The 19,714-nt window shown below is 69.4% G+C and carries 22 protein-coding genes; 10 read left to right on the top strand and 12 right to left on the bottom strand.

All coding sequences use genetic code 11. From position 1 onward, the window contains the following. Positions 1-63: 63 nt before the first annotated feature. Positions 64-1,188, top strand: coding sequence for a DNA integrity scanning diadenylate cyclase DisA (gene disA / locus ACWC0C_RS28815; protein WP_449198638.1), 1,125 nt, complete (start codon positions 64-66; stop codon positions 1,186-1,188). 134 nt (positions 1,189-1,322) lie between these two features. Further along, positions 1,323-1,778 (top strand): RICIN domain-containing protein, encoded by a 456-nt coding sequence (locus ACWC0C_RS28820; protein WP_449198637.1) that lies wholly within the window; start codon positions 1,323-1,325, stop codon positions 1,776-1,778. A 100-nt stretch (positions 1,779-1,878) separates the two neighbouring features. Here the strand turns inward: ACWC0C_RS28820 and ACWC0C_RS28825 are convergent, their stop codons facing one another. Continuing rightward, positions 1,879-2,685, bottom strand: a complete 807-nt coding sequence (locus ACWC0C_RS28825) for a hypothetical protein (protein ID WP_450867009.1) — start codon at positions 2,683-2,685, stop codon at positions 1,879-1,881. Between the two features lie 179 nt (positions 2,686-2,864). On the opposite strand from ACWC0C_RS28825, the gene ACWC0C_RS28830 reads away from it, so the two are divergent. From ACWC0C_RS28830 to cseC, 5 genes are all read left to right on the top strand, one after another. Next, a complete protein-coding gene (locus ACWC0C_RS28830; RefSeq protein ID WP_450866868.1) occupies positions 2,865-3,740 on the top strand; it encodes an A/G-specific adenine glycosylase in 876 nt (291 codons plus the stop codon). Positions 3,741-4,012: 272 nt separating this feature from the next. Next, a complete protein-coding gene (locus ACWC0C_RS28835; protein ID WP_030751823.1) occupies positions 4,013-4,552 on the top strand; it encodes a SigE family RNA polymerase sigma factor in 540 nt (179 codons plus the stop codon). Between the two features lie 41 nt (positions 4,553-4,593). Then, entirely contained in the window at positions 4,594-5,190 is a 597-nt protein-coding gene (locus ACWC0C_RS28840) for a hypothetical protein (RefSeq protein ID WP_450866870.1), read from the top strand. A 32-nt stretch (positions 5,191-5,222) separates the two neighbouring features. Next, on the top strand, positions 5,223-5,927 hold the full coding sequence (cseB, locus tag ACWC0C_RS28845) for a two-component system response regulator CseB (RefSeq protein WP_449198634.1): 705 nt from the start codon (positions 5,223-5,225) through the stop codon (positions 5,925-5,927). A gap of 10 nt (positions 5,928-5,937) precedes the next feature. Beyond that, positions 5,938-7,293, top strand: coding sequence for a two-component system sensor histidine kinase CseC (gene cseC / locus ACWC0C_RS28850; RefSeq protein ID WP_449198633.1), 1,356 nt, complete (start codon positions 5,938-5,940; stop codon positions 7,291-7,293). 45 nt (positions 7,294-7,338) lie between these two features. Here the strand turns inward: cseC and ACWC0C_RS28855 are convergent, their stop codons facing one another. The 3 genes from ACWC0C_RS28855 to ACWC0C_RS28865 all read right to left on the bottom strand — a co-directional run bounded on the left by ACWC0C_RS28855 (position 7,339) and on the right by ACWC0C_RS28865 (position 9,922). Further along, a complete protein-coding gene (locus tag ACWC0C_RS28855) occupies positions 7,339-7,785 on the bottom strand; it encodes a VOC family protein (RefSeq protein WP_449198632.1) in 447 nt (148 codons plus the stop codon). Further along, on the bottom strand, positions 7,782-8,252 hold the full coding sequence (locus tag ACWC0C_RS28860; protein WP_449198631.1) for a helix-turn-helix transcriptional regulator: 471 nt from the start codon (positions 8,250-8,252) through the stop codon (positions 7,782-7,784). The genes ACWC0C_RS28855 and ACWC0C_RS28860 overlap by 4 nt, the downstream gene beginning before the upstream one ends. Before the next feature lie 101 nt (positions 8,253-8,353). Then, positions 8,354-9,922: an MDR family MFS transporter gene (locus ACWC0C_RS28865; protein ID WP_450866872.1), complete on the bottom strand. Its 1,569-nt coding sequence runs from the start codon at positions 9,920-9,922 to the stop codon at positions 8,354-8,356. Positions 9,923-10,046: 124 nt separating this feature from the next. Here ACWC0C_RS28865 and ACWC0C_RS28870 point away from each other — a divergent pair, with 124 nt between their 5' ends. Beyond that, positions 10,047-10,646: a TetR/AcrR family transcriptional regulator gene (locus ACWC0C_RS28870; RefSeq protein WP_450866874.1), complete on the top strand. Its 600-nt coding sequence runs from the start codon at positions 10,047-10,049 to the stop codon at positions 10,644-10,646. 176 nt (positions 10,647-10,822) lie between these two features. Next, the gene (locus ACWC0C_RS28875) at positions 10,823-11,452 is read left to right on the top strand and encodes an HAD family acid phosphatase (protein ID WP_450866876.1); all 630 of its coding nucleotides are present in this window, start codon (positions 10,823-10,825) and stop codon (positions 11,450-11,452) included. An 81-nt stretch (positions 11,453-11,533) separates the two neighbouring features. Here ACWC0C_RS28875 and ACWC0C_RS28880 read toward each other — a convergent pair whose 3' ends face one another. Then, a complete protein-coding gene (locus ACWC0C_RS28880) occupies positions 11,534-14,059 on the bottom strand; it encodes an ATP-dependent Clp protease ATP-binding subunit (protein WP_450866878.1) in 2,526 nt (841 codons plus the stop codon). Positions 14,060-14,516: 457 nt separating this feature from the next. Between ACWC0C_RS28880 and ACWC0C_RS28885 the strand changes: the two genes are divergently transcribed. Next, a complete protein-coding gene (locus ACWC0C_RS28885; RefSeq protein WP_450866879.1) occupies positions 14,517-15,188 on the top strand; it encodes an SCO3374 family protein in 672 nt (223 codons plus the stop codon). Here ACWC0C_RS28885 and ACWC0C_RS28890 read toward each other — a convergent pair. The 7 genes from ACWC0C_RS28890 to nadC all read right to left on the bottom strand — a co-directional run bounded on the left by ACWC0C_RS28890 (position 15,167) and on the right by nadC (position 19,708). Beyond that, entirely contained in the window at positions 15,167-15,502 is a 336-nt protein-coding gene (locus tag ACWC0C_RS28890; protein WP_449198625.1) for a histone-like nucleoid-structuring protein Lsr2, read from the bottom strand. The genes ACWC0C_RS28885 and ACWC0C_RS28890 overlap by 22 nt on opposite strands. A gap of 205 nt (positions 15,503-15,707) precedes the next feature. Beyond that, positions 15,708-16,241 (bottom strand): amino-acid N-acetyltransferase, encoded by a 534-nt coding sequence (locus tag ACWC0C_RS28895; protein ID WP_449198624.1) that lies wholly within the window; start codon positions 16,239-16,241, stop codon positions 15,708-15,710. Positions 16,242-16,250: 9 nt separating this feature from the next. Next, on the bottom strand, positions 16,251-16,661 hold the full coding sequence (locus tag ACWC0C_RS28900) for a BlaI/MecI/CopY family transcriptional regulator (RefSeq protein ID WP_449198623.1): 411 nt from the start codon (positions 16,659-16,661) through the stop codon (positions 16,251-16,253). Positions 16,662-16,831: 170 nt separating this feature from the next. Next, the gene (locus ACWC0C_RS28905) at positions 16,832-17,011 is read right to left on the bottom strand and encodes a hypothetical protein (protein WP_450866881.1); all 180 of its coding nucleotides are present in this window, start codon (positions 17,009-17,011) and stop codon (positions 16,832-16,834) included. 104 nt (positions 17,012-17,115) lie between these two features. Continuing rightward, a complete protein-coding gene (locus ACWC0C_RS28910) occupies positions 17,116-17,769 on the bottom strand; it encodes a hypothetical protein (RefSeq protein WP_449198660.1) in 654 nt (217 codons plus the stop codon). A 158-nt stretch (positions 17,770-17,927) separates the two neighbouring features. After that, entirely contained in the window at positions 17,928-18,725 is a 798-nt protein-coding gene (locus ACWC0C_RS28915) for a type III pantothenate kinase (protein ID WP_449198621.1), read from the bottom strand. Between the two features lie 5 nt (positions 18,726-18,730). Then, on the bottom strand, positions 18,731-19,708 hold the full coding sequence (nadC, locus tag ACWC0C_RS28920) for a carboxylating nicotinate-nucleotide diphosphorylase (protein ID WP_450866882.1): 978 nt from the start codon (positions 19,706-19,708) through the stop codon (positions 18,731-18,733). Between the last annotated feature and the right edge of the window lie 6 nt (positions 19,709-19,714).

Genomic DNA, 19,714 nt, shown 5'->3' on the forward strand with positions numbered 1-19,714 from the left:
CCCGTCCGTACGAACCGAGTGCGGGTACGGGAGCGCGTCAGAACCTGCGACCGGAGGAGTGCAGTGGCAGCCAACGACCGGGCAGCAGCTCCCGGAAAAATCGGTGGGAGTGCCGGTTCCGATGGCCTGATGCGCGCCTCGCTGAGCGCCGTGGCTCCGGGCACGGCCCTGCGCGACGGCCTCGAGCGTGTCCTGCGCGGCAACACCGGCGGGCTCATCGTCCTCGGCTCCGACAAGACGGTCGAGGCGATGTGCACGGGCGGGTTCGTCCTGGACGTGGAGTTCACCGCGACCCGGCTGCGGGAGCTGTGCAAGCTGGACGGCGGCATCGTGCTGTCGTCGGACCTGTCGAAGATCCTGCGGGCGGGCGTGCAGTTCGTGCCGGACGCGACGATCCCGACGGAGGAGACGGGCACCCGGCACCGTACGGCGGACCGGGTGAGCAAGCAGGTCGGCTTCCCGGTCGTCTCGGTCTCCCAGTCGATGCGCCTGATCGCCCTCTACGTCGACGGTCAGCGGCGCGTCCTGGAGGACTCGGCGGCGATCCTGTCCCGCGCGAACCAGGCGCTGGCCACGCTGGAGCGGTACAAGCTCCGCCTGGACGAGGTGGCCGGCACCCTCTCGGCGCTGGAGATCGAGGACCTGGTGACGGTGCGGGACGTGTCCGCCGTCGCGCAGCGTCTGGAGATGGTCCGGCGCATCGCCACCGAAATCGCGGAATATGTGGTCGAACTGGGCACGGATGGCCGCCTTCTCGCGCTCCAGCTGGAGGAGTTGATCGCCGGGGTCGAGCCGGACCGCGAGCTGGTCGTCCGGGACTACGTGCCCGAGCCGACGGCGAAACGCTCCCGTACGGTCGAGGAGGCGCTGTCCGAGCTGGACGCGCTGACCCATGCGGAGCTGTTGGAGCTCGGCACGGTGGCGCGTGCGCTGGGCTACACCGGGTCGCCCGAGACCCTCGACTCCGCGGTCTCCCCGCGGGGCTTCCGGCTGCTGGCGAAGGTTCCACGCCTCCCGGGCGCGATCATCGACCGCCTCGTGGAGCATTTCGGGGGGCTGCAGAAGCTTCTCGCCGCCAGCGTGGACGACCTGCAGACCGTGGACGGGGTGGGCGAGGCCCGGGCCCGGAGCGTGCGGGAGGGTCTGTCGCGCCTGGCCGAGTCCTCCATTCTGGAGCGGTACGTCTGAGTTCGGGGCCATGCGCACCAACTGGTTGGCAACTCCCCCCAGTTGATCCAATTGACCTTGCATGCGGTGATCAGCCCGAGATAGCGTGACGCCGACCATTGTTCGATTTGGATTTCGAACTGCAGGGGGAAAGCATGAAGAAACGCCTCGTCGGCACGTTCGCCGCGACGGCAGTCCTCGCCCCGGCGCTGGTCCTTGCGGGCACGGGGCAGGCGTTCGCCGCCGGCAACCCCGTGACCTGGAGGAACAACTACAGCGGCAAGTATCTGACGTACATCAACTACCGGGTCCGTACGATCAACGCAGACCCCAGCCAGAGCCCGCCCCTGAAGTGGGACGAGTACAAGCAGTCCGACGGCAGCTACGTCATGAAGCACCACCTGAGCGGGAAGTGCCTCGACAGCAACGGCAACGGTGACGTGTACCTCCTCAGCTGCAACGGTGGCAACTACCAAAAGTGGTACGAGAGCCACGACTCCTCCGGCTGGCGGCTGAAGGACAAGGCCACCGGGCGCGTCCTCGAGGAGTTGACCACCGGGGAGATCCGAACCGCGTCCGACGAGGGCTACCCGGTCCAGCGCTGGAGCTGAACCACGGTTCGCACCGCACTCCAGAAGGGACGCCCCCGGCCTCGTCGAGGCCGGGGGCGCCTCTTTGCCGACCGCCTTGGAGAGCCCGCAGAGGCCCGGCTCAGTCGGCCGACAGGACGAAGGACGCCTGAACCTTCCCGAACCCCGGTGTCTTCGCCTCCAGCAGATACGTCCCGGGCTTGGCCGACCCGGCAGTCGGCGTCGCGCACCGCGGAGCACTCGGCTTGCGGTCCCACTTCACGGTGTAGGTGATGCTCTGCCCCGCCGGCACCCGGAACACCAGGCTGCCCGCGCCCTGCGGACAGTCGGCCGACGACCAGAACGCGTCGCTTCCGTCCGCCGGCGTGATGGTCAACACCGCGTTCCGCGGCCCGAGATCGACCTTGCAGTCAGCGGGCGAGCCGCTCTTCGCGGTGAGTTCGAAGGTCGGCGTCTGGTCCGGCGAATAGGAGTTGCGCAGGCTCCGCAGGCTCAACGTCACCGCGCCGGTGGTGCAGTTGGGCAGCGAGGAGGACGCCGGGAGCGTGTCGCCCGTACCGACGTTGCCGCCGCCGGAGCCCGAACCGGAGCCGCCGCCCGAGCCGTCACCGGACCCGGAGGAGCCGGTGTCCGATCCGCTGCCGCCACCCGATCCGGCATCGCCCCCACTGGAGTCGCCGCCCGAATCGCCGCGCCCACCCGGGTGTTGACTGATCGCGGGCCCGGACGAGGACGGCCCCGGCGTGATCGTTTGCGCGGGATTCTTGCCGTTGGACCCGCCGGCGTTCCGTTTGCCGCCTCCGTCGCCGGCGGTGGCGATCCACGCGATCAGCAGCGCCAACAGGGCGACCAGCGACAGCAGTACGGCCCTCCTTCGCCAGTAGATGGAGGAGGGAAGCGGCCCGACCGGATTGCGCAGAGATCCCACGGCGCAAACTGTACGAGACATCCCCGTGCTTGCTTGCCCCACCCGCCGCGCCAGCGTCAACTTTTCCGGATCATCATTCCGGCAACTGCCGTAACACCCCGGGTCCTTCACCTTCATCACGCTCGGTGACCGTGCCGTCACCCGTCATGGATGCCGACCCGTGGGAGGATCGGAAGGCCATGACTGAGAAGCTGCACACCCCCGTGATCGCCTGGTTCGACGCCCACGCCCGCGACCTCCCCTGGCGCCGCCCGGAGGCGGGCCCGTGGGGTGTGATGGTCAGCGAGTTCATGCTCCAGCAGACCCCGGTCAACCGCGTGCTGCCGGTCTACGAGGAGTGGCTGGCCCGCTGGCCGCGCCCCGCGGACCTGGCGAAGGAGGTGCCGGGCGAGGCGGTGCGCGCCTGGGGCCGGCTCGGCTACCCGCGCCGGGCGCTGCGGCTGCACGGCGCCGCGGTCGCCATAGCGGAACGGCACGGCGGGGACGTACCGACGGATCACGCACAGCTGCTGGCACTCCCCGGCATCGGCGAGTACACGGCCGCCGCGGTGGCCTCCTTCGCCTACGGGCAGCGGCACCCGGTGCTGGACACGAACGTGCGCCGGGTCTTCGCGCGGGCGGTGACGGGGGTGCAGTACCCGCCGAACGCGACCACGGCCGCCGAGCGCAGGCTCGCCCGCGAGCTGTTGCCCGAGGACGAGCGGACGGCCGCGCGCTGGGCGGCGGCCTCCATGGAGCTGGGCGCGCTGGTGTGCACGGCGAAGAACGAGGGGTGCGGGCGCTGCCCGATCGCCACACAGTGCGCCTGGCGGCTGGCCGGCAAGCCGGAGCACGCGGGGCCGCCCCGCCGCGGGCAGGCGTACGCCGGTACGGACCGGCAGGTGCGCGGCAAGCTGCTGGCGGTGTTGCGGGAGGCGCACGCGCCGGTGCCGCAGGCGGCACTGGACCGGGTGTGGCAAGAGCCGGTGCAGCGCGCCCGCGCGCTCGACGGGCTCGTCGCGGACGGTCTGGTGGAGCCGCTGCCGGGCGGCCTGTATCGGCTGCCGCACAGCTGACGGACAGCCAAGTCACAACGCAGGCCCCTCTGTTACGGCCCCCATCACCCGACAAAGGCCCCCGCAAAGGGACATACCGGACAAGCCTCTTACCCCTTTCCTCCTTCCGTTACACAACCGACGGATAGCCGATTGCTAGCCGCAGGCTGGTTCGGACAGCGCCGTGACAACCAGTCCCTAACTTCTTTTCCATGCCCGGCGGACCACCGGGCACGGGACAGCAGGACTCCAGGCAGTGAGCCGGAGTGAACGGGGAACGGAGGCGGTTGATCATGGCCCAGGGCGAGGTGCTCGAGTTCGAGGAGTACGTCCGTACTCGGCAGGACGCGCTGCTGCGCAGCGCGCGCCGGCTTGTTCCGGACCCGGTCGACGCCCAGGACCTGCTGCAGACGGCGCTGGTGCGCACGTACGGCCGCTGGGAGGGCATCGCCGACAAGCGGCTCGCCGACGCCTATCTGCGCCGCGTCATGATCAACACCCGTACGGAGTGGTGGCGGGCGCGCAAGCTGGAGGAGGTCCCGACCGAGCAGCTGCCGGACGCGTCCGTGGACGACTCCACCGAGCAGCACGCCGACCGGGCCCTGCTGATGGATGTCATGAAGGTTCTCGCGCCGAAGCAGCGAAGCGTCGTGGTGCTGCGACACTGGGAGCAGATGTCCACGGAGGAGACCGCCGCGGCCCTCGGCATGTCGGCCGGTACGGTCAAGAGCACGCTGCACCGGGCGCTCGCCCGGCTCCGCGAGGAGCTGGAGGCCCGCGATCTGGACGCACGCGCGCTGGAGCGTGAGGAGCGGGAGCGTTGCGCGGCCTGACCGGGGCCGGGTCCGCGGGGACCCGAGGGAATACGCAGGCGGTGATCGCGGCGGTGGCCGCGCTCGCCGCCCTCGCCCTTTTCGTCACCGCGTGCGGCACGGGGGGTACCGGCACCCGGGACGAGGGCCCGGCACACGCGTCGGCGGCCGCGGGAGCCGTCGCCTCCCCCAGCCCCAGCCCGACCAGCCGCTACCGGCGCGTGGACGCGGTCTCCCTGCTCAAGAAGGACCCGGCGGTCTCCGCGGCGGTGAAGCGGGAGCTGAAGCCGTGCAGCGGCGACGACTACCCCGTCGAGGCCACCTACGGCGACCTGACCGGCGGATCCGTCAACGACGTCCTGGTGAACGTGTGGGTCTGCGGTGACTGGGTGGGCATCGGCACGTACGTGTACCGGGATGTCGGGGGGACGTACAAGAATGTGTTCAAGGCGGAGGACTCGCCGGTCGTCTCGGAGATCGACGGCACCGACCTGACCGTGACCAAGCAGGTGTACGACACGGACGACCAGGTGTCGAACCCGTCCCGGGAAACCGTGATCACGTACAGGTGGAAGGCGGGCCGGTTCACCGAGCAGTACCGGCATGACACCTACTACAGCAAGACCGGCGGCGACGCGGCGACCGCGACGGACAACTGACCCCCACACACACGAGGACTGAGAGCACCGGGATGGCAGACCAGACCCACGTCCTGTTCGTCGAGGACGACGACGTCATCCGCGAGGCCACCCAGCTGGCCCTCGAGCGGGACGGCTTCGTGGTCACCGCCATGCCCGACGGGCTGTCGGGTCTGGAGGCGTTCCGGGCGAACCGCCCCGACATCGCCCTGCTGGACGTCATGGTCCCCGGCCTGGACGGGGTCAGCCTGTGCCGTCGTATCCGGGACGAGTCGACCGTTCCGGTGATCATGCTGTCGGCCCGCGCCGACTCCATCGACGTCGTCCTCGGCCTGGAGGCGGGCGCCGACGACTATGTGACCAAGCCGTTCGACGGCGCCGTGCTGGTCGCGCGGATCCGGGCGGTGCTGCGCCGCTTCGGGCACGCCGGGGGCAGCAACCAGGCCGAGTCCGACGCCGACGCGATGACCGGCGGGGCGCTCACCTTCGGCGACCTGGAGATCGACACCGAGGGCATGGAGGTGCGCCGGGCCGGGCAGCCGGTCGCGCTCACCCCGACCGAGATGCGGCTGCTGCTGGAGTTCTCCTCCGCGCCGGGCACCGTGCTCTCCCGCGACAAGCTACTGGAGCGCGTCTGGGACTACGGCTGGGGCGGGGACACCCGGGTCGTCGACGTGCACGTGCAGCGGCTGCGTCAGAAGATCGGCCAGGACCGCATCGAGACCGTCCGCGGCTTCGGCTACAAGTTGAAGGCCTGAGCGGGGCGGCATGCGGGGGATTCTCTGGTACCCGGTCCGGCGCTTGGAGCGCGCGGGCCTGCACACCGGGCTCAGATGGAAGCTCAGCGCCGCGATCGCGCTGGTGGCCGGGCTGGTCGCGATCGTGCTGAGCCTGGTCGTGCACAACGCGGCCCGGGTCTCGATGCTCGACAACGCGCGCGACCTGGCCAACGAGCGCGTCCAGATCGCGCAGCGCAACTACGAACAGAACCGGCGGGTGAACTTCCCGAACATCAAGCTCGACGATCCCGAGCTGCCGGACGCGCTGCGTGACAAGGTCGCGGAGGGCCGCAAGGCCAGCGACGTCATCGACCGGGGCGGAGTGCCGGACATCTGGTCGGCCGTGCCGACCAAGGACGGGCGTGTGCTGTCCCTGCACAGCCATATGCCGGACCGTTCCACCGACGTCATGAAGGACCTCGACCAGGCAGTGGTCATCGGCTCCGTCGCGGTCGTGTTCTGCGGCAGCGCGCTCGGCGTGCTGATCGGCGGGCAGCTGTCCCGGCGGCTGCGCAAGGCGGTGGTCGCCGCGAACCAGGTCGCCAAGGGCGAGACCGACGTCCGGGTGCGGGAGGCCATCGGCGGGGTCGTACGGGACGAGACCGACGATCTCGCGCGCGCGGTGGACGCCATGGCGGACGCGCTGCAGCAGCGTCTTGAGGCCGAGCGGCGGGTGACCGCCGACATCGCGCACGAGCTGCGCACCCCCGTGACGGGCCTGCTCACGGCCGCCGAACTGCTGCCCCCCGGCCGTCCTACGGAACTGGTCCTGGACCGGGCGAAGGCGATGCGCACGCTCGTGGAGGACGTCCTGGAGGTGGCCCGTCTCGACGGCGCCTCGGAGCGGGCGGAGCTGCAGGACATCATGCTCGGCGAGTTCGTCGCCCGACGCGTGGCCGCCAAGGACCCGGAGATCGAGGTACGGGTGGTGCACGAGTCGGAGGTCACCACCGACCCGCGCCGTCTGGAGCGGGTGCTGTTCAACCTGCTCGCCAACGCCGCCCGGCACGGCAGACCGCCGATCCAGGTGACCGTCGAGGGCCGGGTCATCCGGGTCCGCGACCACGGCCCCGGCTTCCCCGAGGAACTGCTCGCCGAGGGCCCGAGCCGCTTCCGCACCGGCAGCAAGGACCGCGCCGGTACGGGCCACGGGCTGGGCCTGACCATCGCGGCGGGCCAGGCGCGGGTCCTCGGCGCCCGCCTGACCTTCCGCAACGTACGCCCCGCCGGAACCCCCACCGGCATCCCGGCGGAGGGCGCGGTGGCAGTCCTGTGGCTACCGGAACACGCGCCGACCGCCACGGGCAGCTATCCGATGCTGCCGTTGTCGGGGGGAGCGGCCTGAGCCTGTCGCCGCTGTCGGCTGAAAAGCCCCCGAGCCGTCAGGTACTCAGCAAGCCCAGTCCCGCTCCAGGTCCAGGCCTCCCTCCCGCCGCTGGGTGAACGAGAACCAGTTGCCGGAGTCGTCCCGGAACAGGGCCTCGGTGCCGTAGGGCCGCTCCTGGGGTTCCTGAAGGAACTCCACCCCGCGGTCCTTGAGCTTCTTGTAGTCGCCGTGGATGTCGTCGGTGGCCAGCACACCCGCGCCGAGCGCCCCCTTCGCGACGAGCTTCCGCATCATCTCCGCGGACTCGGGGTCCATCGCGGGCGGCCCCGGCACCATGAGCGTCAGCTCCACGTCGGGCTGGCCGGGGGCGCCGACGGTGAGCCAGCGCATGCCGCCGTCCCCCATGGTCATGTCCGTACGGACCTCGAGGCCCAGCTTCTGGGTGTAGAACTCCTTGGCCCGGTCCTGGTCGAGGACCCAGACGGTCGTGATGGCAAGCCCCTTGATCATGGTTCTGCTCTCCTGTCGGTGGATTCGCTCCCGTCACCGTAGGCAGGGCCGGCGCCGGGGCGCTTCTCCGATCTTGCGGTGCTGAATCCGCCGGCCCAGAGCATGGCGTAGCACCCGGGGATGAGAGAGGCCCCCCGCCCCACGTGCCGCGCGCGGTACTCGCTCGGGGTGAGGCCGGTGCGGGTCTTGAAGCGGGCGCAGAACGTGCCGAGGCTGCTGAAGCCGACCAGTGTGCAGATCTCGGTCACGGTGAGGTTGGCACAGCGCAGCATCTCCTCGGCCCGCTCGATCCGGCGGTGGGTCAGATACTGGCCGGGCGTCTCGCCGTAGACGTCCTTGAAGGCCCGCAGGAAGTGATACCGCGAGTACCCGGCGCACGCCGCCACGGCGTCCAGATCGAGACCGGGGTCCGCCCAGTCCCGGTCCATGGCGTCCTTGGCCAGACGCAGCCGCCGTACCTTGTCCATGCAGCCGATGGTGACACGGGGCACTGACAACGGCCCTGACCAGCAAAGAAGAAGACCCCGGGGGCGGACAGCAAACCCGGGGTCTTCAGTTCAGGCGAGACTCAGACGGCCTCGACGACCTGCACCGGAGCCACGTCCTCGCCGCGCTCCGCCGAAGGCTGCCCGCCCTTGAGCGGCACCTCCTTCACGAACAGCGCCGCGATCAGCACGATCACCGCGATCCCCGCGCCCAGCAGGAACGCCGAGTGCGTACCGGCGGACACCGCGTGCTGGTACGCGGCCTTGATCGGCGCAGGCAGCATGTTGAGGTGCTTCGCGTCCAACGCGGCGGACTTCTCGGTCATGTGCTTGCCCCGCGCGCCGGCCCGCTCGGCCATGACGTGCTGGACGCGGTTGTTGAACAGCGCGCCCATGATGGCCACACCGAAGGAGGAGCCGAGCGTACGGAACAGGGTCGTGGACGAGGACGCGACGCCCATGTCCTTCATCTCCACGCTGTTCTGCGCCACCAGCATGGTGATCTGCATCAGGCAGCCCATGCCCAGGCCCAGCACGGCCATGTAGACACCGGAGGTGAATCGGGTCGTACCCGTGTCCATCAGCGACAGCAGATACAGTCCGACGATCATCAGCGCACCGCCGATGATCGGGAAGACCTTGTAGCGGCCGCTGTTGGTGGTGACCCGGCCCGCGACCATCGAGGTCACGAGCATCGCGCCGAGCATCGGCAGGAGCAGCAGACCGGAGTTGGTGGCGGAGGCGCCCTGCACCGACTGCTGGTACAGCGGCAGGTAGAGCGTGGCGCCGAACATCACGAAGCCGGTGATGAAGCCGATGACGGACATCAGGGTGAAGTTGCGGCTGCGGAACATGTGCAGCGGTACGACCGGCTCGGCGGCCCTGGTCTGCCAGAACACGAACCCGATCAGTGCGGCGACGCCGATACCGATCAACTCCATGATCCGCGCGGAGGTCCAGGCGTACTCGGTGCCGCCCCAGGTGGTGACCAGCACGATCGAGGTGATGCCCACGGTCAGCAGCAGGACACCCCAGTAGTCGATGCGCGCCTTGGCCCGCTTCTTCGGCAGGTGCAGCACGGCGCTGACCAGCGCCAGGGCCACGGCACCGAGCGGCAGGTTGATGTAGAAGGACCAGCGCCAGCCCCAGTTGTCGGTGATGGTGCCGCCGACCAGCGGGCCGCCGATCATCGCGAGCGCCATGACGCCGGCCATCATGCCGGTGTACTTGCCGCGCTCCCGCGGCGGGATCAGGTCGCCGATGATCGCCATGACGCCGACCATCAGACCGCCGGCGCCGAGCCCCTGCACGGCCCGGAAGCCGATGAGTTCGCCCATGTTCTGGGCCATGCCACTGAGCGCCGAGCCGACCAGGAAGATCACGATCGAGGTCAGGAAGGACCCCTTGCGCCCGTACATGTCACCGAGCTTGCCCCAGATCGGGGTGGAGGCCGCAGTGGCCAGGGTGTAGCCGGTGACCACCCAGGACAGGTGCTCCAGGCCGCCCAGTTCGCCCACGATCGTCGGCATCGCCGTACCCACGATCATGTTGTCGAGCATCGCGAGCATCATCGCGATCATGAGCGCGAGCAGGACCACCCGCACGCTCTTCGGCTGTTTGCTTTCCGTGACGTTTTCGACCGTGTCCGCCATCTCTTCCCACTCCCCCTGCGGCAGCTACTTACTTGCCGCCCGGCTAGTTCACTACACTGGGAAAGTAGCCCCGTTACTAGCCGGGCGTCAAGTAAGTTTCCGCTCGAGCGCGAGGAGTACGAGGATGGGCGTCACCATGGACGGCACCAAACAGCAGCGCCGCGGCAACACCCGCCAGCGCATCCAGGACGTGGCGCTCGAACTCTTCGCGGAGCAGGGCTACGAGAAGACTTCCCTGCGCGAGATCGCCGAGCGTCTCGACGTCACGAAGGCGGCCCTGTACTACCACTTCAAGACGAAGGAAGAGATCATCGTCAGCGTCTTCGAGGACCTGGCGAAACCGATCGAGGACCTGATCGAGTGGGGCCGCAGCCAGCCACGCACCCTGCCGACGAAGCAGGAGATCGTCCGGCGCTACAGCGCGGCCCTGGCCGGCGCCGAACCGCTCTTCCGCTTCATGCAGGAGAACCAGGCGACGGTGCGGGAACTGCGCATCGGCGAGACCTTCAAGGACCGGATGCGCGGCCTCAGGGACATCCTCATCGACCCGCAGGCCGACCTCGTGGACCAGGTGCGCTCGGTCAGCGCGATGTTCACGCTGCACGCCGGGATGTTCGTGATGCAGGACCTGGAAGGCGACCCCGCGAAGAAGCGCGAGGCCGTTCTCGAGGTCGCCCTGGACCTGGTCACACAGGCGCACGAGCACGCCTGCGGCAAGCAGTGACTCGGCCGCCGACGCGACCCCCGAAGCCAGGATCAAGCAAATGTGACGCACATCTCTAGGCACCTACCGTCCAGTAACCCTACGGTTCCCCTCACGCCACCCACACCTCAGATCATGCTCCTGACATTTCAGGACGCGTACGGACGCACGTACGGACGTGAGAGGAACCCCCACCGATGACCAGACGCCCCTGGGCGCACCGCATCTCCGCGACCGCCGTCTCCGCAGCCGCCCTGGCCGCCCTGGCCGCCCCGGCCCAGGCCGCGACCACGAGCGGCACGGACGCCTCCGCGACCACCGCGTCCGCCGCGAAGGTCGACTACGCCACCTGGCAGAAGGACTGCCAGACGGTGATGGACCAGGCCCTGCCGTACCTGAAGGAACGCATCGCCGACGCCGAACCGGGCGAGAAGCAGGCGATCGTCTTCGACATCGACAACACCACGCTGGAGACCGACTTCGGCTTCAGCTACCCGCAGCCGGCCAACAAGCCCGTTCTGAACGTCGCCAAGTACGCCCAGGAGCACAGCGTCTCGCTGTTCTTCGTCACGGCCCGCCCGGGCATCATCTACCTGCCCACCGAGTACAACCTCGCATACGACGGCTACGACGTCTCCGGCCTCTACGTCCGCGGCCTGTTCGACCTCTTCAAGGACGTCGCCGCCTACAAGACCGCCCAGCGCGTCGACATCGAGAACAAGGGCTACACGATCATCGCCAACATCGGCAACAGCGCCACGGACCTCTCCGGCGGCCACGCCGAGAAGACCTTCAAACTGCCGGACTACAACGGGCAGTTGTCGTAGGCAACGGCTTCTTGCGGGCATGCGAAAGGGGCCGGTGCCCGAAAGCACCGGCCCCTTTCGCTGGGCCCGTCGACAGGACGCTTACGCGTCCTTGCTCAGGTTCGGTCCGGCGCCACCGGCGGCCTGCTCGATCGGCGGGACGTCGGGCAGGGCCGCCTTCTCCTCGCCGCGGAAGGTGAAGGTGGCGGTGTCGCCGTCGCCCTCGGTGTCCACGACCACGATGTGACCGGGGCGCAGCTCGCCGAAGAGGATCTTCTCCGACAGCGAGTCCTCGATCTCACGCTGGATCGTGCGGCGCAGCGGCCGGGCGCCCAGCACGGGGTCGTAACCCTTCTTGGACAGCAGCTCCTTGGCGGACTGGGAGAGCTCGATGCCCATGTCCCGGTCCTTCAGGCGCTCGTCCACCTTGCTGATCATCAGGTCGACGATCCGCAGGATGTCCGACTGCGTCAGCTGCGGGAAGACGACCACGTCGTCGACGCGGTTGAGGAACTCGGGGCGGAAGTGCTGCTTGAGCTCGTCCGACACCTTGTTCTTCATGCGCTCGTAGTTGGTCTTCGTGTCACCCGCGGCGGCGAAGCCGAGGTTGAAGCCCTTGGAGATGTCCCGGGTGCCGAGGTTGGTCGTCATGATGATGACCGTGTTCTTGAAGTCCACGACCCGGCCCTGGGAGTCGGTCAGGCGACCGTCCTCCAGGATCTGCAGCAGCGAGTTGAAGATGTCCGGGTGGGCCTTCTCGACCTCGTCGAAGAGGACGACCGAGAACGGCTTGCGGCGCACCTTCTCGGTGAGCTGACCGCCCTCTTCGTAGCCCACGTAACCGGGGGGCGAACCGAAGAGACGCGAGACCGTGTGCTTCTCGCTGAACTCCGACATGTCGAGGGAGATCAGCGCGTCCTCGTCACCGAAGAGGAACTCGGCGAGCGCCTTGGACAGCTCGGTCTTACCCACACCGGACGGGCCGGCGAAGATGAATGAACCACCCGGACGCTTCGGGTCCTTCAGGCCCGCACGCGTACGGCGGATCGCCTTCGACAGCGCCTTGACGGCGTCGTTCTGGCCGATGACCCGCTTGTGCAGTTCCTCCTCCATGCGGAGCAGGCGGGAGGACTCCTCCTCGGTCAGCTTGAAGACCGGGATGCCGGTGGCCGTCGCGAGGACCTCGGCGATCAGCTCGCCGTCGACCTCGGCGACGACGTCCATGTCGCCGGCCTTCCACTCCTTCTCCCGCTTGGCCTTGGCGGCCAGGAGCTGCTTCTCCTTGTCGCGGAGGGAGGCGGCCTTCTCGAAGTCCTGCGAGTCGATCGCGGACTCCTTGTCCCGGCGGACGGCGGCGATCTTCTCGTCGAACTCGCGCAGGTCCGGCGGAGCGGTCATCCGGCGGATGCGCATCCGGGAGCCCGCCTCGTCGATCAGGTCGATCGCCTTGTCGGGCAGGAAGCGGTCCGAGATGTAGCGGTCGGCCAGGGTGGCGGCCTGGACCAGGGCCTCGTCCGTGATGGAGACGCGGTGGTGCGCCTCGTACCGGTCACGCAGACCCTTGAGGATCTCGATCGTGTGCGGCAGGGACGGCTCGGCGACCTGGATGGGCTGGAAGCGGCGCTCCAGGGCCGCGTCCTTCTCCAGGTGCTTGCGGTACTCGTCCAGCGTGGTCGCACCGATGGTCTGCAGCTCGCCGCGGGCCAGCATCGGCTTCAGGATGGAAGCCGCGTCGATGGCGCCCTCGGCGGCACCCGCACCGACCAGCGTGTGCAGCTCGTCGATGAACAGGATGATGTCGCCGCGGGTGCGGATCTCCTTGAGCACCTTCTTCAGGCGCTCCTCGAAGTCACCGCGGTAGCGGGAGCCGGCGACCAGGGCGCCGAGGTCCAGCGTGTAGAGGTGCTTGTCCTTGAGCGTCTCGGGCACCTCGCCCTTGACGATGGCCTGGGCGAGACCCTCGACGACGGCGGTCTTGCCGACGCCGGGCTCACCGATCAGGACCGGGTTGTTCTTCGTACGGCGGGACAGCACCTGCATGACCCGCTCGATCTCCTTCTCGCGCCCGATGACCGGGTCGAGCTTGGACTCACGAGCGGCCTGGGTGAGGTTCCGGCCGAACTGGTCCAGGACGAGGGAGGTCGAGGGCGTGCCCTCGGCCGGGCCGCCGGCGGCGGCGGTCTCCTTGCCCTGGTAGCCGGAGAGCAGCTGGATGACCTGCTGCCGCACCCGGTTGAGATCTGCGCCCAGCTTGACCAGGACCTGGGCGGCGACGCCCTCGCCCTCACGGATCAGGCCGAGCAGGATGTGCTCCGTGCCGATGTAGTTGTGGCCCAGCTGAAGAGCCTCGCGGAGCGACAGCTCCAGGACCTTCTTGGCACGGGGAGTGAAGGGGATGTGCCCGGACGGGGCCTGCTGGCCCTGGCCGATGATCTCCTCCACCTGCTGGCGGACCGCCTCAAGCGAAATGCCGAGGCTCTCCAGGGCCTTAGCGGCGACACCTTCGCCCTCGTGGATGAGACCCAGGAGGATGTGCTCGGTGCCGATGTAGTTGTGGTTGAGCATCCGGGCTTCTTCCTGAGCCAGGACGACAACCCGCCGCGCGCGGTCGGTGAACCTCTCGAACATCGTTAATCGCTCCTCAGAGCGGTCAGGCAGTGGGGGGAACTTCCCCTCCCTGTCCTTCCGCAGCTTAGTCCCGCAAGCGGGGACCGCTCATTCCAACTGCCGACACCGTCGATGGCCTCCTGACCCCGAACGCCGACATCTGCTCCAACCCGATGGTGCGAGACGATGTTCCCGCAGGCCAGGCACTTATCCCCTTCGCCAGTACGCCGATGGCGAACGTGAGACGCCCGGTGCTGCGTGTCGCCCCCTCCCACTAGGCATGTCTTACCCGCAGGCACTGACACTCCATGCCGCGCGCGCCGGTTCCCTCCGCTATGGGCGAACAACCTTGCGCCTCCCCGCACCCCCGCGCGCCCCCCTTTCCGGCACTCTACGCAATCAGCGCGGCACTCGGCGTAACCCGATGCTTGCTTCGGCTGTTGCGCTTGGCATGGCTGGCTCGGTCCCTGCGACTTCAATGGTCCCCCTTCCCCGTCGCCCGTCGGATCCGGACGTACCGGACACCTGTCATCTTCCGGCCGGCCCGGATACGCGGGCCCGGCACTGGTACGAGAACGATCTGGGCTGGGCGACAGTGCCCGGACGGCCGCTGCGGCTGCTCACCGGGGTGCGGTTCGACGTCCTGGACGTGCCGGCCGAGGCGGGCGCGGGGGCGCTCCGGCATCTCGCGCCGGGCTCTCCGGTGGCCCTTCGGGGCGACCGGATGGAGCTGCTGGTGGCCGTGGGCAGCGCGGAGGAGCTGCCGGGGCTGCTGGACTGGCTGGAGTGGAGCGCCGTAGCCCTCGACCTGCGGGTCCTGGGCACGGGCCGCGCGATGGAGGCGCCGGTCCCGCCGGCGACCGTCACCGGACCGGCGGTCCTCGCCGCAGGCGTCACGATGCGGGCCGGGTCCGTGCGGTCCGTGCAATCCGTGCAGGGGGCCGCCGTATGGCTGCGGCCCCCCGGGGCTGGACGCGAGGTCGAGGCCTCGCTGCCGGCGTTGCCGGCTGTGGGGCGCGAGAGGAGCGCCCCCGATCTCGTGCGACTCGTGGACACGGTGGCAGCGCAGTGTCACCGGGTCCGGCTGCGGCGCCTGGGCGCCGGGCTGCCGACCGCCTGCCGGCGGAATCAGCCGTTGGCCTTCTCATAGGCCTCGCGAATGGAGGCGGGAACACGGCCGCGGTCGTTGACCTCGAAACCGTTCTCCTTCGCCCAGGCGCGGATCGCCGCGGTGTCCTGGTTGCCACCGGAAGCGGCGCGCGCCTTTCCGCGTCCGCCCGACGCACGGCCTCCGGTACGACGACCGCCCTTCACATAGGGCTCGAGAAGCCCCCGCAGCTTGTCCGCATTGGTGGTCGTGAGATCGATCTCGTACGTCTTGCCGTCCAACGCGAACGTCACGGTCTCGTCCGCCTCGCCGCCGTCGAGGTCGTCGACAAGAAGGACCTGAACCTTCTGTGCCACCGGATTTCCTTTCATCGATAACGTCGTGGGCCAGGGGAGTGTGCGGCGTCCGCCGTTTCGCCGCCCCTGTTATATGCAGTACTGCAGTACGTCGGAAAGCAAACCGCTTTTGCCGGAAAAACACAAACCCCTGGGAGAGGACGAGCGGACTCCCTCCGTCCGGAAACATGCGCGTTTCGGACATAGGGCACCGGGGCAATGACGATCACAGATGCAGAAGCATCCGGCTGTTGCCCAGGGTGTTCGGTTTCACTCGTTCGAGACCGAGGAACTCCGCGACGCCCTCGTCATAGGAACGCAACAGCTCCGCGTACACATCGGTGTCGACCGGTGTCTCCCCGATCTCCACGAAGCCGTGCTTCCCGAAGAAGTCCACTTCGAAGGTGAGGCAGAAAACCCGGCGAACGCCGAGCCAGCGCGCGGTCTGCAGCAACTTCTCCAGCAACTGATGGCCGACGCCGGCGCCCTTGAGGCCCGGCTTCACCGCGAGAGTGCGGACTTCCGCGAGGTCCTCCCACATGACGTGCAGCGCGCCGCAGCCGACCACCTCGGCGTTGTCGTCGCGTTCCGCGACCCAGAACTCCTGGATGTCCTCGTAAAGCGTGACCGTGGCTTTGTCGAGCAGGATGCGGTCTCGGACGTAGGCGTCGAGGAGGCGGCGTACGGCGGCGACATCGCTGGTCCGGGCGCGCCGGACGGTGATGGCTTTTGCGGAGACTTCGGGACGCTCTGCTGACATGAGCGGACGCTATCGCCCGTCCGCGCCCTCTGCCGAGCCGGGGTTCTCCTCTTGCGGGGCTTCCCGTTGCCGCGGTTCGGGGGCTTCCGGGGTTTCCGGGCCCTGGACGATGCGTACGGCGTCCCGGAGGGCCTGGCGCTGTTCCTCGCTCATCATCCCGAAGAAGGCGACGAGAGCGGCGGCCGGGTTGTCGCTCTGCGACCAGGCGTCGTTCATGAGGGCGGCGGCGTACGCGGCTCGCGTCGAGACGGCCTCATATCGATAGGCCCGCCCTTCCGCCTCGCGGCGGACCCAGCCCTTCTGATGGAGATTGTCCAAAACGGTCATCACGGTGGTGTACGCGATCGAGCGTTCCTGCTGGAGGTCTTCCAGGACTTCTCGAACGGTCACCGGGCGGTTCCACTTCCACACCCGCGTCATGACCGCGTCTTCGAGTTCTCCCAATGGGCGAGGCACAGCTCAGAACAATAGTGGGAGATCCCGGCAATGGCGTGCCGAACGTGCGCCAACTCTGCGAATGCGAACAAAAAGGGCGGGCGAAGGCGTCTCGGCACTCCGCCGCCCCGGCGAGTTCAGCTCAAAAGCACGCCTCAGGAATCGCGGCCGGCGGAGGCCTGGCGCGCACCCTCGGCGCGCGCGAGGGCGGCGTCGACGGCCGCGTCCTCCTTGGCCTTGGCGGCACCGCCCTGGGTCTTCACGATCACCCTGACCACACCGATGAAGAACACGGCCATCACGACCGGGGGCACGAGCGCGGAGACGTAGTCCATGGCTCCAGAGTAGCCACGACGCAACGGGCAAAAGCCGCGGGGTGCACGAAGCGGCCGGCACCTGTCCCGACCTGCACGGCACCCCTCCGGTCACACGAGGTCAGTCAGCCGACGGCCAGCCGGCGGGGCTCGGCCGGGTCCTCCGGAGGCGTCGGCTTGCGGCGCGGGAAGACCTCGCCCGGCGTCGGGATGGGCCGCTTCGGCGCGTCCGGCTCCGTGGCGGGCCGCTTCGTCGGCGTAGGCGTCGGCGCGGGCTTCGTCGCCGGTTTCTGCGCGGGTTTCGGCGACTCCCCGCCCTGTGCCGCCCGGGGCTCCCCTGCGCCGCCGGGAAGGGCCAGCAGGCGCGTCCGTGAGGGCGGTACGGCGGGGGCGGGGACGGTCCTGGCGCCCTGCGCGAACCGGGCCCGTACGTCCTGCTCCGCCAGCGCCTGGCAGCGGTCCAGCAGCGCGGCCGCCAGCGGGTTGCCGCGCAGCGCCCGCAGTGCGGCAAGATCGTCCGGCGTCGGCCGGTGCCCGGCTCCCAGCGCCTCCTCCAGGAGGGACAGATAACCGGCGGCGGTTCCCGGGAGCGCGGCCCGGTACCGGCCGAGGTCCGCCACCAGGAACGCGCGCAGTCTCGCCCCCTCGCACATCGCCTCGTCGAGCGACTCGGCGAGCCGGAAGCAGTCCTGGACGTCCTCGGCGGACGCGTGGCCGGGGTGAAGGGCGAGGGCGAGGGCGCGGCGGAGCACACGCAGCTCCTCCACGCCGAACGCCATGCCGCCGCGGGATCCGTATGGCGTGGGCATGCGGCGACGCTACCGCTAATCGGACAAAAGTGACGAATCGGGATGTTGTTTCGCCGCGTGTCGCTTCCCGTTTCCCTCGACCGGGGCCAAGAACCGGCGCCCCGCCCGGGCGCCGGTCGACGGTCACCTCACAGACGCGACACGTTCCGCTCGTACACCAGGCGCAGCCCGATCAGCGTCAGCCACGGCTGGTGCTCGTCGATCACCGAGGACTCCCCCAGCACCATCGGCGCGAGCCCGCCCGTGGCGATCACCCGCACGTCGTCCGGGTCGTCGGCCAGCTCCCGGGCCATCCGGCTGGCGACCCCGTCGACCTGCCCGGCGAAGCCGTACACGATGCCCGCCTGCATGGCCTCGACCGTGTTCTTGCCGATCACGCTGCGCGGCCGGGCCACCTCGATCTTCCGCAGCTGCGCGCCCTTGACGCCGAGCGCCTCCACGGAGATCTCGATACCGGGCGCGATGACACCGCCGACGTACTCCCCGCGCGCGGAGATCGCGTCGAACGTGGTCGCCGTACCGAAGTCGACGACGATCGCCGGGCCGCCGTACAGCTCGACGGCGGCGACCGCGTTGATGATCCGGTCCGCGCCGACCTCCTTGGGGTTGTCGGTGAGGATCGGCACCCCCGTTTTGACGCCCGGCTCGACCAGGACGGCGGGGACGTCGCCGTAGTAGCGCCGGGTGACCTCGCGCAGCTCGTGCAGCACCGACGGGACGGTCGCGCAGATCGCGATGCCGTCGATGCCGTCGCCCAGCTCCTCGCCGAGCAGCGGGTGCATGCCCATCAGTCCCTGGAGCAGCACCGCCAGCTCGTCCGCCGTACGGCGCGCGTCCGTGGAGATGCGCCAGTGCTCGACGATGTCCTCGCCGTCGAACAGGCCGAGGACGGTGTGCGTGTTGCCGACGTCGATCGTGAGGAGCATCGCCGTTACTCCGCCTCGCGCAGGTCCAGGCCGATGTCCAGGATCGGCGAGGAGTGGGTGAGCGCGCCGACGGCCAGGAAGTCCACGCCCGTGTCGGCGTAGATGCGCGCGGTGTCGAGCGTGAGCCGGCCGGAGGCCTCCAGCAGGGCCCGCCCGTGGACGATCCCGACGGCCTCCGCGCACTCGTCGGGCGTGAAGTTGTCCAGCAGGATCAGGTCGGCGCCCGCCTCGACGACCTCGCGCAGCTGGTGCAGGGTGTCGACCTCGACCTCGATCGGCACCTCCGGGAAGGCCTCCCGTACGGCCTTGAAGGCCTGCGCGACGCCACCAGCGGCGACCACGTGGTTGTCCTTCACCAAGGCGGCGTCGGACAGCGACATGCGGTGGTTGACGCCGCCGCCGCAGCGGACGGCGAACTTCTCCAGCGAGCGCAGGCCCGGGGTGGTCTTGCGGGTGTCGCGCACGCGCGTCTTGGTGCCCTCCAGCACGTCCGACCACGCGCGCGTGGCGGTCGCGATGCCGGACAGGCGGCACAGGAGGTTCAGCGCGCTGCGCTCGGCGGTCAGCAGGTCACGCGTGCGCGTGGTGACCGACAGCAGCTTCTGCCCGGCCTCGACCCGATCGCCGTCCTCGACGTGCCGCTCGACCTCGAACTCGTCCGTGCAGACCACGGACAGCACGGCCTCGGCGACCCTGAGGCCCGCCACGACGCCCGCCTCGCGCGCGGTGAAGTCGCCGGTGGCCACCGCCTCCTCGGGGATGGTGGAGACCGTCGTCACGTCCACGCCGCCGTCCAGGTCCTCCTGGATGGCCACGTTGGCGATGTCCTCGACCTCGATCGGGTCGAGCCCGGCGGCGGCCAGCAGCTCGGCGAGCGCGGGGTCGAGCCCGCTCTCCAGGTACTCCTCGTCGCCCTCGGCGCCGCAGCCGCAGCCGTCGCCGCAACCGCCGGTGGGGGCGAGGGGAAGATCGTCGGTGCTCACGTTCGT

Source organism: Streptomyces sp. NPDC001709, from assembly GCF_053596375.1.